18 protein-coding genes are annotated in these 16,563 nt (G+C 72.8%); 14 read left to right on the forward strand and 4 right to left on the reverse strand.

Annotated elements, in window-relative coordinates; translation table 11 throughout:
• The first annotated feature begins 7 nt into the window (after nt 1–7).
• The 13 genes from AB0C99_RS09705 to AB0C99_RS09765 all read left to right on the forward strand — a co-directional run bounded on the left by AB0C99_RS09705 (nt 8) and on the right by AB0C99_RS09765 (nt 11,242).
• Nucleotides 8–646: a hypothetical protein gene (locus AB0C99_RS09705; RefSeq protein ID WP_362471947.1), complete on the forward strand. Its 639-nt coding sequence runs from the start codon at nt 8–10 to the stop codon at nt 644–646.
• 96 nt (nt 647–742) lie between these two features.
• Complete coding sequence (locus AB0C99_RS09710) at nt 743–1,327, forward strand: hypothetical protein (RefSeq protein WP_362471950.1); 585 nt, start codon at nt 743–745, stop codon at nt 1,325–1,327.
• Between the two features lie 97 nt (nt 1,328–1,424).
• Nucleotides 1,425–2,090, forward strand: coding sequence for a hypothetical protein (locus AB0C99_RS09715; protein ID WP_362471953.1), 666 nt, complete (start codon nt 1,425–1,427; stop codon nt 2,088–2,090).
• Nucleotides 2,091–2,191: 101 nt separating this feature from the next.
• Nucleotides 2,192–3,445: a hypothetical protein gene (locus tag AB0C99_RS09720; protein ID WP_362471956.1), complete on the forward strand. Its 1,254-nt coding sequence runs from the start codon at nt 2,192–2,194 to the stop codon at nt 3,443–3,445.
• Between the two features lie 134 nt (nt 3,446–3,579).
• A complete protein-coding gene (locus tag AB0C99_RS09725) occupies nt 3,580–4,611 on the forward strand; it encodes an AAA family ATPase (RefSeq protein WP_362471959.1) in 1,032 nt (343 codons plus the stop codon).
• Between the two features lie 196 nt (nt 4,612–4,807).
• Nucleotides 4,808–6,271, forward strand: a complete 1,464-nt coding sequence (dndC, locus tag AB0C99_RS09730) for a DNA phosphorothioation system sulfurtransferase DndC (RefSeq protein WP_362472323.1) — start codon at nt 4,808–4,810, stop codon at nt 6,269–6,271.
• The gene (locus AB0C99_RS09735) at nt 6,268–6,660 is read left to right on the forward strand and encodes a hypothetical protein (RefSeq protein ID WP_362471961.1); all 393 of its coding nucleotides are present in this window, start codon (nt 6,268–6,270) and stop codon (nt 6,658–6,660) included. The genes dndC and AB0C99_RS09735 overlap by 4 nt, the downstream gene beginning before the upstream one ends.
• A 44-nt stretch (nt 6,661–6,704) precedes the next feature.
• Complete coding sequence (locus AB0C99_RS09740; RefSeq protein WP_362471964.1) at nt 6,705–7,328, forward strand: hypothetical protein; 624 nt, start codon at nt 6,705–6,707, stop codon at nt 7,326–7,328.
• A gap of 39 nt (nt 7,329–7,367) precedes the next feature.
• Nucleotides 7,368–8,006, forward strand: coding sequence for a hypothetical protein (locus AB0C99_RS09745; RefSeq protein ID WP_362471967.1), 639 nt, complete (start codon nt 7,368–7,370; stop codon nt 8,004–8,006).
• Nucleotides 8,007–8,139: 133 nt separating this feature from the next.
• On the forward strand, nt 8,140–9,996 hold the full coding sequence (locus AB0C99_RS09750; RefSeq protein WP_362471970.1) for an RNB domain-containing ribonuclease: 1,857 nt from the start codon (nt 8,140–8,142) through the stop codon (nt 9,994–9,996).
• 134 nt (nt 9,997–10,130) lie between these two features.
• Entirely contained in the window at nt 10,131–10,352 is a 222-nt protein-coding gene (locus tag AB0C99_RS09755; RefSeq protein WP_362471972.1) for a hypothetical protein, read from the forward strand.
• A 143-nt stretch (nt 10,353–10,495) separates the two neighbouring features.
• The gene (locus AB0C99_RS09760) at nt 10,496–10,906 is read left to right on the forward strand and encodes a hypothetical protein (RefSeq protein WP_362471975.1); all 411 of its coding nucleotides are present in this window, start codon (nt 10,496–10,498) and stop codon (nt 10,904–10,906) included.
• Between the two features lie 36 nt (nt 10,907–10,942).
• Entirely contained in the window at nt 10,943–11,242 is a 300-nt protein-coding gene (locus AB0C99_RS09765; protein ID WP_350572461.1) for a hypothetical protein, read from the forward strand.
• A gap of 86 nt (nt 11,243–11,328) precedes the next feature.
• Here AB0C99_RS09765 and AB0C99_RS09770 read toward each other — a convergent pair whose 3' ends face one another.
• Nucleotides 11,329–11,919: a hypothetical protein gene (locus AB0C99_RS09770; RefSeq protein WP_362471978.1), complete on the reverse strand. Its 591-nt coding sequence runs from the start codon at nt 11,917–11,919 to the stop codon at nt 11,329–11,331.
• 319 nt (nt 11,920–12,238) lie between these two features.
• Nucleotides 12,239–13,132, reverse strand: a complete 894-nt coding sequence (locus AB0C99_RS09775; RefSeq protein WP_362471981.1) for a hypothetical protein — start codon at nt 13,130–13,132, stop codon at nt 12,239–12,241.
• A 305-nt stretch (nt 13,133–13,437) separates the two neighbouring features.
• On the opposite strand from AB0C99_RS09775, the gene AB0C99_RS09780 reads away from it, so the two are divergent.
• Nucleotides 13,438–14,019, forward strand: a complete 582-nt coding sequence (locus tag AB0C99_RS09780; protein WP_362471983.1) for a hypothetical protein — start codon at nt 13,438–13,440, stop codon at nt 14,017–14,019.
• A 102-nt stretch (nt 14,020–14,121) separates the two neighbouring features.
• Here AB0C99_RS09780 and AB0C99_RS09785 read toward each other — a convergent pair whose 3' ends face one another.
• Nucleotides 14,122–15,612 (reverse strand): hypothetical protein, encoded by a 1,491-nt coding sequence (locus AB0C99_RS09785; RefSeq protein WP_362471986.1) that lies wholly within the window; start codon nt 15,610–15,612, stop codon nt 14,122–14,124.
• A 52-nt stretch (nt 15,613–15,664) separates the two neighbouring features.
• Nucleotides 15,665–16,189: a hypothetical protein gene (locus AB0C99_RS09790; protein ID WP_362471988.1), complete on the reverse strand. Its 525-nt coding sequence runs from the start codon at nt 16,187–16,189 to the stop codon at nt 15,665–15,667.
• Nucleotides 16,190–16,563 lie beyond the last annotated feature (374 nt).

Genomic DNA, 16,563 nt, shown 5'->3' on the forward strand with positions numbered 1-16,563 from the left:
AACTGCTGTGACCGATCTGATCAACACCGGAAGTCACGCCCGCGAACTGCTGAGCCAGGACGCCCGCGGCGCCATCGGGGCCTCCCTGGTTGCGCTGGAACACGGGTTCCACGAGTCCATCCCCTGGGGCAGCCTGCCGGTCACCTGGATGCAGATCCGCCTTCCGCATCCGGAGCTGATCGGTCCAGGACCCGCCAGCCAAGCGGTCGCGGTCGAGGACATCGACGTCCCGGCCTGGGCCCGCGAAGGCGGGCCGAAGTTCCAGGACGCGATGGAGGAGTACGGGCAAGCACTGCTCGACGGCTCCGCAGGCCTGGGTGTCGACTCCAGGACCGACCCGATGGGCCCGATCGTAGGGCTGCTCGCCCTCGCCGAACGGTGGGCGCTCGACCAGAGCGGACTCATCGAAGGCGTGGACATCCTGGACACTCCCGGTGCCAAGCAGCAGCGCACCCTGACCGCGGTACTGGCCGACGGCACGGTCCTGGCCGTCACCCGCACCGCGGGTGAGCCGACGACACACCGCTCCCAGAACCACATCTCCCGGTGCTCCCGCGGGCGCACCCTTGCCCCCGCGCTGTGGCTGATGGGCCAGGGCGCGGGCGTCTTCCCGCTGGAGATGCCCCCGCCGGTGAAGCGCGTGTAGAGCGGCCGTCCCACCCGGGGCGCTGGAGCGCCCCGGGTGGGGCGAAGTCCGGGGATCGTCTGGTGTCGGGCTTGTCCGGGCGGCGACAATGACGGCATGCGTTTCGACCTGACCGATCTGCTGCACGCGACTGCCGAGGTGCTGGACGCAGCCGGCACGCTGGAGCCCCTGCGGCTCGCGCTCGCCGGCCGGGACGTGCAGGTCTCCTTCGCGGAGTTCACCACGATGGCGGACCAGCGCAGCAGCGTCGACCGGCTGGCCGCGGCGACCGGGGCGGACCCGGTGCTGTCCGAGCTCGGCGCGAGCGCCTACACCTACACCCTGACCGCGGACCTGCCCGGCGGGATGGTGCTGGTCGCAGGAACGCACCCGACCCTGAACCGGTCGCGCCCCGAACGCTCGACCTCCACCGCCGCCACAGCGGCGCTCCTGCGGGCCCTTGTGCCCTGGGCGCAGACCCTGGCCGGCCTGCCGGTCGCCGTCAGCGGGCTGGAGGTCACCGACACCGCACACCGGTTGGGAGTACAGCTACTCGTCGACGGCGCCGACGACCCCAAGGCGGCGATGGTCGCGGCCTCGACGGGGGTCACCGCGCTGCGGACCGCTCCCGCGATCCCGTTCGGGATCGACGGCCGGGGGCGCCTGCCCTCCGGGCACCCGGTGCTGATCAGCGTCATGTAGAGGAGCCTCGACCACCCGCCACACGGAAGTGTGCACCTGAGTGGACACTCGACAGAGCTGTGTGTACCTTCGTGCTCACTTATCGTGAACAGGCGAGGTGGCTGTGCCCGTACCCTTCGACCAGGTCGTGCCCGCCGGGGACATCCCCGATCTCGAGGACGCCCCGCTGTGGCGCGATGCGCGCGGCCGGCCCCTGCACAGACAGTGGGGCGGCGCGACCTACGAGGTCCGCAACCACCTCGACGGCTGCATCCTGGTGTGCCGCACCGCCGAGCCGACGGCGACCAACTACCCGCTGTCGCAGGAGGCCGAGCTCGCCTTCCACCGCGCCTTGGCCGACACCGTGTTCGCCGACGCGGCGATCAACAAGGGCTGGGACGCGGGCAACCGGGCGGCGGCTGGCGCGGAGCCCGGCGGGAGCCGGTGGGCCGCGGCCTGGATCAGCAACGGCGTGCCGGGCTTCACCGAGCACGACACCTGGGACGGAGCCCACCGCGCCGCCGCCGAGCGACTGGACGAGATGGCCGACGGCCTCGTCCTGACCGGGGACACCCTCACCGCGCAGATCGCCAGCGCCCACCTGAGGCGCTGCGCGAACCAGGTCCGGGACGTAGTGCTGACCGCCGAGCTGGGCGACGCGGTCCGCCGGGGCAAGGGGTGGATGAAGGAGGAACGGCTCGTCACGCAGATCGCCGCCGGCCTGGACATCAACCGCCGCTTCCTCTACCGGGTGTTCAACGGCACGGAATGGCGCCGGCTGTGACCGGGCCGGCCCGCTCCCCTGCGAGGCCGGCCACGACGCCGGGCGGCCGCGGACGCCGGCAGGAAGCGGACCGCGCCGCGCTGGACCGGTTCCTGTACGGCATGCCGTACGCCGATCTGCTCGCCCACGGCCCCAAGCTGCCCCTGAACACTGCCTGGCGGCGCCTGCTGTACCGCACTGGCGCGGTGGACGCCGTCCGGACGGCGTGCGGCGGATGGGCCCCGGCCGTCGACGCCCCGGAGTCGGAGCAGACGATCACCGCGCTGGTGCCCCGCACTGGCCCCCGCGCCGACACCGTGGTCGACGTGGTCGCCGTGGCCGGCAGCACCCTCGCCAGCGCCGGGCGACGCGACGAGGCATTCGCCCGCTACGACGAACGGTGGGCCCGTGGCCGCGGCGCCCTGCGCGACCTGGTGCCCGCTGACATCGGCGCGGTGCGCAGCCGGCTCACCCCTCCCGGAGCACTCCTGGCCCATCACGGCCTGGCGACCCCTCACCATCTGCAGGACGGGCGCCTGCTGCGCGTCTCGGCCGGCCTGGCCGCGTACAGCTCGGTGCCGCACTTCGTTCCCGGTCCGCTCGCCGAGGACGCCGCGACCACCGCGATGATGGACGCGCAGACCCGCGCGGAACTGACGCTGCCCGCCCCGTCGGTGCTGCTGTTCCACGACGGCGTGCCGTTCGACGCGGTGGCCGACGACAGCGACCTGATCGAAGCCGCCGGAGAAGGGCGCCTGCCCCTGGGCGATGCGCCGGTGGTGATGGGCGGCGTGCTCACCGCCCGCGAAGACGGGCACCTGGACGAGGGCCTGGGCTGGCTCCTCACCGCGGCCACCGACCGGCGCAGCGGCACTCCCCTCTACTCCCTGGTGCCGGTGCCCTACGGCGGTCATCCTGCCGGGCGCGCCCTGTACGGCTACGCGGCACTGCTGGCTTTCGAGAACTGGCGGCCGCCGCCCGAGCTTCCCCGGCGGGACGGTGCGGGCCGCCGGGACAGGGAGATCAAGAAGCTCGCGCGGACACGGCAGGCCCGCGACGGCGCCTTCCACGGCGTCCATCTCCTCGACTACGAGCCTCCGCCGGAGGAGCCAGCCGCGCGGACGCGCTCGGCCGCAGGGACGGGCGAGCTCACGGCCGGCACCTGGCGGCGCGCCCACGTCCGCCCGCGCGTGCGCTACGGGATCCGCGACGGAAACGGGCGCAAGGTCGGGCCGGTCTACAAGGAGAACGCCGTGCTCGGGGTGACCTACGAGTACCGGCACCGGTGGGTGGCACGGACCCGGATCAGGCCGGACCTGCCGCTCGCGGAACGGGAGACGGTGTACGCGCTGGGCGGCCCCGGCTGGAGGGCGTGAGGCCGCCCGATCGGGCTCAAGGCGGTTCGGGGCAGGGCAACTCATCACCAGACGTTGCTTAATTCAATGAATACACGTATGGTGGATGCCGCCGGGCCGGGTTGCCGCCCGGCCGCCCCGAACCGGGAGTTGCAGTGATCACCACCATCGCGATAGACGGCTTCAAGTCCTTCCAGGACTTCGAGTTCGAGTTCCCCTCGGGCCCACTCACCGTGCTGACCGGCCCCGCCGGCACCGGCAAGACCAACCTCCTCGACGCCCTCACCCTGGTCTCCCGGACCCTGACGGACGGCTGGGCGGCGGCCACCGCCTCCGGCCCCCGGCTGGCCGCTGACGCCCTCTTGCTCCAGAGCGAGCACGAAGGCCAGCCCAGGACCGCGCAGAGGATGCAGATCACGGTGCAGACCCTGATGCCCGGCGCGGCCGGGCCGGTCTCGGTGGAACTCACCGCTTTCCGGGCCCCCGACGGTCGCACAGCCGTCCTCGACACCGCTGGCAGCGGCGTACGGACAGCCGCGCGGACCGGGGCGGCGCAGCGCCTGATTCCGCTGGACGGCGGAGGGCCGCTGATGGACACGCTCCGGGAGCAGGCCAGGAACTGGCAGACGGCGTCCGACGGTGCGAGCGACGCCGCTTCGATGCTCGGGCGGCTCGGCCCGGAGGCGGCGGCCCGGCTGGATGCGGACCTCGCGGCTCTGGTGCACGGCTCCTTCGGCGTCCGGGCCGTCCAGGGACGGATCGAGGTCCGGATGGCGCACCAGGGCTGGGTGCCGATGGCCGCGATGCCCGCCGGGGCGCTGCGCATCCTGAAGGTCCTGACCGCCTGGCACACCCGGCCCGGCGTGCTGGTCCTGGACGGGATCGGGGAAGGGATCCACCCGAAGGCCGCCGCCGAACTGGTCCGGCGGATCTCCCGGCGGATCGGCGCCCCCTCCTCGCCCTTCCAGCTGATCGCCAGCGCGCACGCCCTGGATTTGGTCAACACTCTGTCCGGCGGCGACCACCGCGCCGTGGTCGTAATCGAGAAGGCCCACCGGGTCGACCCGGCGCAGCGGACCATCACGCCCGTCAGCATCGCCCTGCCCGTTCGGGAGCCGCGGCCGCAGGAGGAGCCGGGGCACTACGTGCGGCCCTCCCGGCTCGCCCAGATGCTCAGCGCCGCGTGAACCCCGCCGGGGTGCCGGGCCGCTTCCGGCCTTGTTCCTCCGGCCCGCTCCTCCCGCCGCCGGCTCATGCTCGGCGGCCGCCACCCCGCGTACTGAAAGGTCAGCCATGCCCCCGCCCCCGCCCGTCCTGGTGCCCGGCCTCGGCCCCACCCGCCGCAGCCCGTTCGGCGACCTCACCCCCCACCAGTACCTGGAGATGCTGCTGGAGGAGATCCGGGAGCTGTACCTCGCCGACCAGGTGCCCTGGGTGGTCGGCTACAGCGGCGGCAAGGACAGCACCCTGGTCACTGCCCTGGTCTGGTGGGCCCTGGCCTCCCTGTCGCCGGAGCAGCGGACCAAGACCGTCCACGTGATCTCCACCGACACCCTGGTGGAGAACCCTCTGGTGGCCGCGTGGGTGGGCCGGTCGCTGGACGCGATGCGCGAAGCCGCCGCCGCCCAGCAGCTGCCGATCGAGGTGCACCGGCTGACACCCGCCGTCGAGGACTCCTTCTGGATGTGCCTGATCGGGCGCGGCTACGCGGCGCCGAGGCCGAAGTTCAGGTGGTGCACCGAGCGGCTCAAGATCAAGCCGTCGAGCCGGTTCATCCGCTCCGTCGTCGCCGCCCACGGCGAGGCGATCCTCGTGCTGGGCATCCGCAAGGCCGAGAGCGCGGCACGGGCCAAGTCCATGGCCCGCCATGAGAAGGGCCGCGTGCGCGAGCGGCTCTCACCCAACGGCGACCTGCCCAACTCGCTGGTCTACAGCCCGATCGAGGTGCTGACCAACGACGAGGTGTGGATCTTGTTGATGCAGTACGACAACCCGTGGGGGCACAGCCACAAGGACCTGCTCGGCCTCTACCAGGGAGCGAGCCCGGACTCCGAATGCCCGCTGGTGGTCGACACCACCACCCCCTCGTGCGGCGACAGCCGGTTCGGGTGCTGGACGTGCACGATGGTCAGCCAGGACAAGTCCCTGAAGGCGATGATCGCCAACGACGACGACAACGTGTGGATGCGTCCGTTGCTGGAGCTGCGCAACGCGCTCGACATCGACGACGACCGGCATCTGCGGGACTACCGCAGGTCGAACGGCTCCCTCATGCTCTTCCACGGCCGGCTGGTGCACGGCCCCTACACCCAGGCGGCCCGGGAGGACTGGCTGCGTCGACTGCTGCGCGCCCAACACCAGATCCGCACCCGCGGGCCCGAGTACGTGCGCGACCTGGCCCTCATCAGGCTGGAGGAGCTGCACGCGATCCGCCACGAGTGGGTGGTCGTCAAGCACGAGGTCGAGGACCTCCTCCCGGCCATCTACCTGGAGGAGACCGGCGAGCCGTTCCCCGGTCCGGCCGTCCTGGACGGCGGCGTCGGCTTCGACGCCGACGCCATGGCCGTACTGCGGGAGGTCTGCGACGGCGACGAGAGCCAGTACCAGGGAGTCCGCGCGCTGCTGGGGCTGGAGCGCCGCTTCCGCACCGCCGGGCGCCGCGCCGGGTACTTCGAGGCCCTGGAGAAGACCGTCGCGCGGTACATGTTCACCGACGAGGACGACGCCCTCCGGTACGCGATCGCCCGCGAGCAGATCCGCTCCGGCCTCTACGATCAGAACGGTCCCGAGCCCCCGGACGCAGACGGGGACGGCGACAACCCGTACGGATCGAAGGAGAGTTCGTGACCGAGCAGCCGCCGGCCGCACCGCGCCCCGACCACCAGGGCATGCCCGCGCTGTACATGGCCGAGCTGGCCGTGCACCGGGACCGCTGGCAGCTGATCGTCGTCGCGCCGGGCCCCGAGGTCGTCGTCGCCCCGCTCGACCTCGGCCCCGCCGACACCCTCGCCGTCGCCGACCCGGACGGCCCCGGGCACCACCTGATCGCCCCGGGCCCGGAGCCCCACCCCGTTCCGCCGCTCACGGACGCGATCCGGCTGCTCCCCGCGGCGGGGTACACCATCGACCCGGCGGCCTGGGCCGACCCGGTCAAGCTCCACGGCTGGACCCAGGTCACCCACACCATGTGGACCGCCCCTTGCCATCCGGCCGCGCCCCCGGCACAGCGACTGTAGCGACCGAGCCCCCGAAGACCTTCAACGAGCAGGAGAGCGACGGTATGACGACCGCCGAGCCCGACCCGGCCTGCCCCGAGTGCGCCGAGGAGCTGGAGTACGACACCGCCGACGCCGTCTTCGCCTGCTCCAATGTGCAGTGCGCGGCCCTCGGGATGGAGCGGACGGTGTGGAGCGCGCTGGAGGAGGCCGGGATGCTGCTCGCTCCGGTCACCGGGCTGCCCCGGCCGATGCGCCAGGGCCTGCCGGTTCCCTGGGTGACCCCGTGGAGCGCGGCGCGGGTGTGGTGGCGGGCCATGGACTCCCGGCTCCTGGCCCGCGCCCACAACGAGTGGCGCTGCCAGGTGTGCGGAGACCTCCTCCCCGAGCAGGCGTGGGTGCTGGCCACGCCCGTCGGCGTGGTGCTGCAGGCCGCGCTGCACCAGGAGTGCAGGGATCTGGCGCGGGCGGCCTGCCCGCACCTGTCCGGCCCGGCCACCCGCAGCAGCGCCCACCTCGTCACCCGCGCGCAGTTGACCTCCGACGGCCGGCCGCTGCTCCAGTCACAGCCCTCCGACCCGTACTTCCTCCAGCAGTGGGAACTGGCCGCCCCTCCGGGCCAGCCCCAGCACCCCGCGCACGACGACCCTTCCGGCCCGGCCGCCCCGGCGGCCGCGGCACCGGCCTGACGCCCGCCCCCGGGCAATCCGACCTCGCAGGAGAGCACGATGAACGAACGGTCGCCCGATGCGGCCGACCTGCCCCGGCCCGGCCGCGCCCCGGCCGCCAGCGGCCTCCTGACCCCCGCCGAGACCGTCCTGATCCACTGCCTCCGGCAGTACGCCGCAGAGGTCGACCCGACCTCCGAGCCGGTCCTCGAAGGGTGGGCGTACCCCTCCCCCTTCCATCTGCTCCTCGATGTCGGCCGGCTCTTCACCCCGGCCCCACTCCCGCCCGCAGTCGCCCCGCTCATGGTGACCTTCTGCTACACCAACGCCGTTCAGACGATCGCGGACCAGGAGGACCCCGCCCTGGTGTACGTCGAGGGGTTCGCCAGCTGCACCGTCGACAGCGCCGTCCACCACGCCTCCCACGCCTGGGCCACCGACGGCACCCACGCCATCGACCCGACCTGGCCCGCCGATTCGGGCTGCGCCTACCTCGGCATCCCCTTCGCGGACCCCGCGATGTGGCCGCACCCGCTGTACGGCGACGGAATCCTCGAGCAGTACGCCACCCTGCTCCCGATCCTGCGCGAGGGTCTGCCTGCGGACGCGGTCGCCGACATAGGCCGACCGCTCCCGCGCCGGGCGCACCGCCGCCGTACCGAATCCGCGGGACCGCTCAGCCGCACGCCCTCCAGCTGACCCCCAACTCCCGCCCTTCGCCAGGAGCCGAATCCCCGACGCAGACAACGCCGTTGGAGATGATGCGAAGGACGGGCTGCCGGAGGCAGCACCCCACGACCAACCCACTCCGCCCCACGAAGGAACCGAACCGTTGTCTCAGCCTCTGGCCACCCAGCCCTCCGTCCTCTCCGGCCCGGCCCCCGCCGTCATGATCGACCGCCCCGGCTCCGTCGACCGCGACGACGCCATCGGCATCGAGCGCGTCGGCGACGGCTGGCGCCTGACCGTCTACATCGCCGACGTGGCATCCGGCGTCGCACCGGGCAGCGCCGCCGACCGGGAGGCGTTCACGCGGCGCGAGTCGGCGTACGGGGGCTGGCGGGGCACCCAGAAGATGCTGCCCGGGCCGGTGGAGGCCCGGTTGACCCTGACCGAGGGGAGGCCGTGCGCCGCGATCGCGATCCGCGTGCACGTCCTTCCGGACGGACAGGCCGGGCGCGTGGACGTCGAGCGGGCGACGGTGAGCGGCCTGGTGGCTCTGAGCCACTCCCAGGCCGCCGAAGCGGTCCGCGACCGCGCGCATCCCCTTCACGAGGTCCTGCGCGAAGCGGCGGCGGTGAGCGAGGTCCTGCTCGCCCGCCGGCGCCGGCAAGGGGCGCTCGCCCTGTACGACCTCCTCAGCGGGTGGGCGACCAGCGAGGACGGCGTCGTGGTCCGGCTCGCCTCCTACGAGCGGACCATCGGCTACAAGATCGTCCAGGAGTGCATGATCGCCGCGAACACCGCGCTGGCCTCCTGGGCGGCGCAGCGCGACCTCCCGCTGCTGTTCCGCAACCACGCCGCCGGCCGCGTCGCCGCCCCGCGCCAGACCCTGCTGGACGATCTCGACGTCGCCTTCGCCGACGGGTCCGCCGCCCGGCTGGAGGCACTGCGCGAGCGGACCCTGATGACCCTCAAGGCGGCGGAGTACGCGCCGTTCATGGGCGGCCACTGGGGCCTGAACCTGCCGGGATACCTGCATGCCACCTCGCCCCTGCGGCGCTACGCCGACCTGGTCGTGCAGCGGGTCGTCTCCAGCCATCTGGACGACGCCGCTTCCCCGTACGGGCAGGACGACCTGGCCTCGATCGCCGAGGCGCTGAACACTGGCGCCCGGCAGGACCGAGAGGCCGAGCGGGACTCGCGCAAGTCGGTCGCGCACTCCGCGGCCCGACGCGGTGCCGCGGCGACGGAGGCCGACTACACCGGCCTCGACACCTCCGCGTTCCACGCCCTCCTCAAGCGCGGCTGCAAGGAGAACATCGCCGGCGCGCCCCTGGTCGCCGAGACCGCGCGGCGGGCCACCGAAGGCCAGCTCACCTCGCTGGAGATGCAGATGGTGCTGCTCGTCGCCGGCGGGCCCGGCTGGGAAGAGGGGCGCACCGCCTGCCTGGACGCCATCGCGGCCGCGCCCGAGACGGCCGTGTCCGTCCTGTCCGTCCACTCGCAGGTCAACGGCCTGCCGCCGGTCGAGTTCACGGTCCAGACCTTCGGCCAGGCCCCCACCACCGTCTTCGCCGCCCAGGCGTCGTGGCCCGCGGGCGGAAGCCCCGTTGAAGGGTCCCGGCGGTCCGCGTCGACGAAGAAGGCGGCCCGGCACCAGGCGGCCCTCAGCCTGCTCGCCGCGCTCGCCGACCTGCCCGATCCATCCCTCGACCTCGCCCAGCCCGTCCCCGAGACCGCGCAGCCCCCGGCCGCCACGCCCGGCATCGAAGCGGTGGAGGGCCGCTCGCCGATCTCGGTCCTTAACGAGTACCAGCAGATCAAGGTCATCAGCGGTCTGAGCTACACGATGGCCTCCGAGGGCCCCAGTCACCTTCCGACGTTCACCTGCACCGCGCAGGCCACTCACGACGGCGCGGCCGTCCTCGCCTCGGCGTCGGCCTCGACCAAGGCGGCGGCCAAGACGGCGGCGGCCGCCGGTCTGCTGGAGCGGGTCGACGCGGCGCGGGCCGAGCACGCTGCCTGATGCCGGGACGGGTGCGCCGCGGGCCGAGCGTGCGCGAGGGAAGTGGGCAGATCCCGGCAACAGCCGTGGCCGACCCGTGGCCGCTCGTGGTCCGGGTGGCCGGCGGCCGGGTCAACCACCTGGCCCGTCCTCGTGTGACCCGAGCAGGCCGGCCGACCGGGTGGCTCGACCTGGCCTGCGGTGGCAGCTGCCTGGCCGGCGCACTGGACAACGACCTGCGGGAGAGCGAGTGCGTCCGGTGCGCCGAGCGGGCTGGGCGGGACCGCGACCCCAAGCGGTGGCGGATGGCCGCCGCCGAGCGTCGCGCGCAACTGGCGGCGGCCCGCGGCCAACACCCGCTGCCGTTCGCGGTGTGACGACGAGACAGCCGGTCGGCCAGCTGCGCGGTGCCGAAGGGGTCGAGGGTGTCGGTACCGGCCCGGCGGCCGGGCTCCAGACCGTACGATGGGCCGCAGCCGGCCGGTGGACGTGGGACCGGCACGAATTCCTAGGGGGCATAGTGACCGCGCAGCCGTCAGCCGTTGGCAGGGACTACCTTTCGCCCGATGGGCGCCGAGGTGTCCTGGCGGGCCTGGAGTCCGACACGGTCGCCGAGCTGCGTGCGGGCACGCCGGTCCACCTCGACCTCGCCCGGTTCGGGGTCTGCCCCCGGCCGCTGTCCCTCCTCGACGGGGACTGGATGGCGGCCCACCCCGACATGGGCCTGATGGCGATCGGCCCCGTGCTCGAGCTCACCGGGCCGGAGTTCGACGAGCTCGCCGCCGGCCGCGTCGTGGAGCGGGAGGTCGACGGGACGGCGCTGTGGGACGCGTTCCCCGTACGGATCGCCCAGGCCGAGACCACCGGCGAGCTCCAAGAGCGCTTCGCCGCGCTCGACGAGGGCCGCGTCGCCCCGCAGGTCGGCCAGTAGCCGTTTCCCGTTCGACCGGAGGACCAAGCCGTGCCCTTGCCCGAGCGACCTGAGATTGTCTGCATCTGCGGCTCTGCCCGGTTCGCGGCCCAGATGCGTGCGGCGAACCGTGAGCTGACCTTCGCGGGTGTCATCGTCGTCGCGCCTGGCGAAGCGGACGGACCGGTCACCGACGAGCAGAAGACCGTGCTGGACGCTCTCCACCTGCACAAGATCGACTTGGCTGACCGGGTTCTGGTCGTCAACCCCGGCGGGTATGTCGGCGAGTCCACAAGCAGGGAAATCGCATACGCCCACGCCAGCGGCAAGCCGGTCTCCTACACCGAGCCCGTCTGACCTCGTGGCGGTTTCGCACCGGAGTACCAGGGCGTGATCTACCCGAGCAGCTCGGGAACTGGACCTCGACGCAGGCCGGGGCGGGTTCAGCAGCCGTACGAGTCCAGGATCTGCCGAGCCTTCGCGTCGGTGGGGGTCAAGGCGTGCAGCCCGCCGCGGACAGCGTGGTCCAGCACCAGCGGCGGATAGGTCTTGTCCAGCGGGGTGACCGTCATCCGGCCCGGGGCCTGGTTGTCGTAGGTGACCTGCGAGGACTTCGGGAACTCCCGATCGCTGCCGTACGGGGTGTTGTGCAGGCACTGCCCCGGGCCGCCCAGCTCCCGGTGGTAGCGCTCCATCTGGTCGGGGAACACGTACGCGGCGGCGTCCGGGGCCTTGGCGCCCACGCAGCACAGCACCACCGTGGCGAGGATGATGTGCCACCAGTGCGCACCGAAGCGGCGGAAGAACGCCCTGGCCGCGAAGAACACCCCGGACGACGCGATGACCGTCACGGCGCACACCACGGCCAGGGCCACGTTGCGGTGGTCGTGGAAGAGCCGGGACTCCAGCGCGAAGTACATGGCCGCGATCATGACGACCCACATCGTGCCCACCGCGATCCCGCCCGCCGGCGCGGTGTAGTTCGGCTCGCCGTTCGCGTCGGCCGAGAGCTGGATGCGCGAGCTGAAGGTCACTTCTCCCCCTGTGCCCGACCGGGCCGGCTCCACTTTCTGCTGGTCGTTGCACCTTACGGCACCGCACCGTCAGGGCTGGCCGGAATGGCGGCGCTGCGCGGCCTGCCGAGCGACCCCTGCGGCAGGCGGTGCATGGTGGGCTCGGCCGGAGCAGCCCGGCTGCCGTCGACGGCGCGGGCGGGCCGGGTGACGGACCTCTCGCCGGATGCCGGGCGCCGCCGGGGCGGGGCCGGTGGAGCGCGGCACGGGATGGGCCTGGACAGGGGCGCGGCCCGCGCGCCGGCACGAACCGGTGGGCGGGCCGCGGTGGGGGCGCGGATCAGGTCTCGCGGGCGCTGAGGATCAGTGCCCGTTCTCGTACGAGGTCGCCGTGGACTGCGGGATCGGTGTCCACCGGCAGGCTCTCCATCGCCGTGCCGATGGAGGCCAGGGCGTCGTCGAAGCGGCGCAGGCGGCGCAGCGCCGCGGCCTGGCGGAAGAGCGCGACGGCGTCCGGGCCCTGGTTGAAGGGCGGTCGGTCGAGGAGGTCGAGGATCCGGTGGGGCTGGCCGGGGAGGTCGTGGCCGAGCCACAGGCCGTGCAGCAGCGCGTGGGCGACCTTGGGATGGTTCCCGGACTCCTCCAGCAGCGGGTCGATGAGGTCGAGCGTCGCTGGATCGGAGCGGCCGAGCCGGGCGAAGGCGTGCAGGGACCGGCTGAAGGGGTCCAGGTCCTCGGTCCGGCCACGGCGGTCGAACAGGTCGCCCAGCGCCTGGCAGCGGAAGTCGTAGCGAAGGCCGAGGCCGTACAGGTGCAGCCGGGTCCGCGCGGTGAGCGGCGGCGCGGCGCCCAGAACCTGCTCGGCCGTCAGGTGGACGAGTGCGCTGCTGCCGGCCCGGCGGCCTTGCCAGGCGATGCCGGAGAAGAGCTCGGCGGACTCCTGCCAGGAGGGGCGGATCACCTCCGCCCAGTGCTCCGCGCGGGCTGTCCACGGCCGTTCGAGGTGGTCCGCGATGTCGTAGCCGGCGATCTCCAGCACCGCGCCGCGGGTGAGTGAGGTGAACGCTGCCCGCTCCAGGACGGGGTGGATGTTGGGCGAGCGCAGCAGGCGCCGGGCGGCCTCCCTGCGGGCCCAGGCCGAGGAGGCGGGCAGCCGGGAGTAGGCGATCACGGCCGCTACGGCGTCGTCGAGCCAGTCCTCGGAGCTGGGGAGGTCGAGCACGGTGTCGGTCACGGAAAGACCCTTCGTCCGGTGGGTGAGGAGCGGTACGCCCACTAGAGGTGTGAGAAGGGCCGGCGGTGTGACCACCTGTCCGGACCCGGCGGCCGGAGAAGGGCCGTGGGAGTTGTCGGTGCCGATCGCTATGCTCGAAGGCAGCGCACCTCGCTGTGCGCGCCGGCCCGGGCCCACCCCCGGGATTTCGGTGAATCGTGCTGCCGCGCGGGTGCGAGTGACGACCGGTGCCCTCTTCCGAACCGCACCCTGGCCTGCTCGTGGTGGGACGAACCGCAGCGCCGGGACGCGACGAAGGAGAAGCGGTGACCCCGTCCTCGCCCAACACCAGCAACCACCAGCGCATCGCCCGTGCGCTGAACAGCTCGACCGGCTGCGGCTACCAGAAGGCCCTCCAGCGCGTGAAAGCCGCGGCCGACGCGGGCCGGCTGCCCGCCAAGCTCGACCAGGCCGGCCGTGAGGAAGCCGTGCGGATGCTCGCCGAGAGCCACCCTCAGGCCATCCCGGCTCCGAGCCCGGTCCCCGCACCGAGCGCTCCGCACGTGGGCACGCACCCCTCCGCCGTGGCGCTCGGGCTGGTCCGCGGGGGCCTGGACAAGACGGTCGCCGTGAGCGACATCAGCGCGTTGGGCCTGCCGGGTCACCAGGTGCTGCCGGTCGATCTGGGCGACCTGCCGTTCACCGAGCTGGTGCTCACGATGCACAGGTCGGCGGAGATGCACCGGGGCTTGATGCAGAAGGAGCGGGTCGTCGAGGCCATGCGAGCGGAGCGAGACCGGTGGCTGAACCCGTTCCTGCTGCCCGCCGTGCCCGAGGGTCTGCTCGAGCAGGTGGAGCGGCTGGTGGCGCAGGCCCGCCCGGAGCCGCGGAGCGGCGAGCCGCAGTGAGCCGCCGCTGGCCGGGCACGCTGCGGACTTCCGCAGGGTGCTCGTGCCGGTCCGGGGACTGGGCCGGCCCCGGCGCGGTGGCCGGGGCCGGTCGGGTTGGGGCTATGCGGTGGTGGCGGCCCGCTTGACTCCCCCGCGGCGGCCGAGGCCGTAGACGACCCGGTAGACGTCGGGCATGTCGAGCTGCCCGCTGGTGCGGCGGCTCAGCACTCCGGCGTCGACCAGCTCCTCCAGCAGCTGCGGGAGGCTGGCGGGGCTGCGCGGTCCGGTCCGGGCGCGGCCGGTGCCGTTTCCGGCCTCCCGGGCGGATTCCTGGAGCCGGTCGGCCAGGCTGCTGCGCTCCCACAGGCCGAAGACGTCTTCCTCCCAGATCGGGACCTGCTGCCCGGCCAACGGCTGTATGGCGAGGCGGACCCACGGCAGCGCCCGGTGGAGTTCGGCGGTGCGCGCCCCGCAGCGCATGCTGTTCCGCAGGTCGTCGTGGTGCAGCGGCCGGTCGTGTCCGGGGTGGTGGCGGCCGGTGTCCTCAAGGGCGGTGGCCAGCGCGGTGAGGAAGGGACGCGGGGTGATCGTGCCCAGCGCGTCCTGGAGGCGGTTGGGCAGGAAGGTGTAGGTGTAGCCGGTCCGGGCGTTGGCGCCCATGAACCGGCCGGCGAGGGCGGTGAAGAACTCCTCCTGGATCTTCGGGTCGCCGCTCAGCCCGGAGGGGGCGAGGAACCGGCCGTCCTGGCTCTGCTCCCAGGTGGGCCAGGCCGCGCGGAAGGCGGCGGCCTCCGCGCTGTCGTGGTTGCCCAGGAGGTGGATGAACAGGCCGTACAGCTCGGTCCTGCCGGTACGGCCGAGGTAGTCGTACCGGCCCCAGGAGAGGTCGGCGGCCCGGCCGGTCAGGAAGCCGCGGTCCGGGCGCGGGACCCCGGTCAGAGCCCCGTCCAGCATGTCCGGGCGGATGAACACCTTCGCGCGCAGCCTGGTGGTGCGGCGCGAGAGGGTGACGGCGAGGTTGAGCATGCCGGAGGCCAGGTGCTCGGCCAGGGCCCGGTCGGGGTTGAGCTGGTCCAGGGCGTCGAACAGGACGAGCCGCACGGTGTCGGTGGCCCGCGCGGCGGCTTCGAACTCGGCCAAGGACCGCTCGGTGGCCCCGGGGTTGCGGGTCAGCCAGTCGACGCGCTCGGTCCAGGTGGTGAGGGCGGCAAGGTCCGGAACGCCGAGCGCGGTCAGCGCGACGGCACTCCACAGGACGGTCGGCGGCACACCCCAACCTGTCAGGGCGCGCAGCTCCCCTGCGGTCGGCTGGCCGGCGTCCGGCCGTGCCCCGAAGGCGGTGACCGCCTCCGTCCGCTCCAGCCGGGGCATGCGGTACTCCCGCGCGGCGATGGCGCGCAGCTGCGGGTCCGCCAGGGCCCGGGCCCAGAACGTCTTGCCCTCGCCCGGCCGTCCGCGGACGACGGTGCTCTCCAGGTACAGAGCCGGGCGGTGGACGCCCGGGGTGTACATCAGCGGATCCGGGAGGGTGAGGGCGTCGGTGGCGAGCGCGGCCGAGAGCGCGTCGTGCAGCAGTGTCCGCAGTTCTACGACCGGGAGGGTGAGGGACATCAGGGCCTTCCAAGGTGGGGTTTCCGGGGCGTCGGACTTCGTTCCGCTCCGGTCACCACCAGTGCCGGAACAGGAAGTCGCCGCGCGGGAGTTCGCCACGACGGATGAGATCGGCCAGGACCAGTTTCAGCGACGGAGTGAACGCGCGATCGGCGTAGAAGCGGTTTTCGAACACGGCGTTCTCAAGGTCTTGCGTCTCCGGCGGGTTCGCCTCGACGGTGGCCGGGGTGTTCTCGTCGGCGATCCGGATGCTCAGCCAGTAGTCCAGCTCAGTCATGCCGGTCTTGCGGACGCTCTCGCGGGTACGGGAGTCCCAGCCCAGATACAGCTCGGTGTCATCGAACGCTTCGAGTGCTTCCAGGTAGTCATCGTCGGAGGTGAGTTCGTACAGCTTCACGCTGTCGTTGCCGATGTGTTCGTCGTCCCGCCGGCATCCGCTCAGCGAGCTGTACGCCTTGCCGTAGACGCGCTTGGCAATGGCTTCGATCGGGATGTGGCCGTTCTCAGCGGTCGCATAGGCAGCGTGCGGCTCCAGCACGTAGATGGTGTACGGCGTGTACTCGGGTGCATCGGGCATGACGGATTTTCCTCATAAGTGGTGAGTGCGTGATTGCCGGGAGGAGTGCGTGCGGCTCGGGAGCTGCTCCTCCCCAAACATAAAGCAACTCATAGAATTAAGCAATGCTTGCGATACCCCAGCCCCTCCCTGGCCGCCGGCGGCCGCCCTGCACGCCGGGAGGCGATACCGGCGACCGGCGTCGGGGCTGAACTCTGCGACCGCAGCGCCCCCAATACGCCCGCCACGGCCGAGCGCAGCGCCACCGGCCAAGCGGGAGACCGCACCCCGGGGGCCGTCGGCCAGCCGGGCGTGGCGAGGCCGCGAGGGGAGGGGCCCAATCTGGAGATATTGCTTAACTCTGTGAGTCTGTGTATCGTTTGAAATGTCGCCGG

It is taken from the genome of Streptomyces sp. NPDC048659 (assembly GCF_040650575.1).
GTDB lineage: Bacteria > Actinomycetota > Actinomycetes > Streptomycetales > Streptomycetaceae > Streptomyces.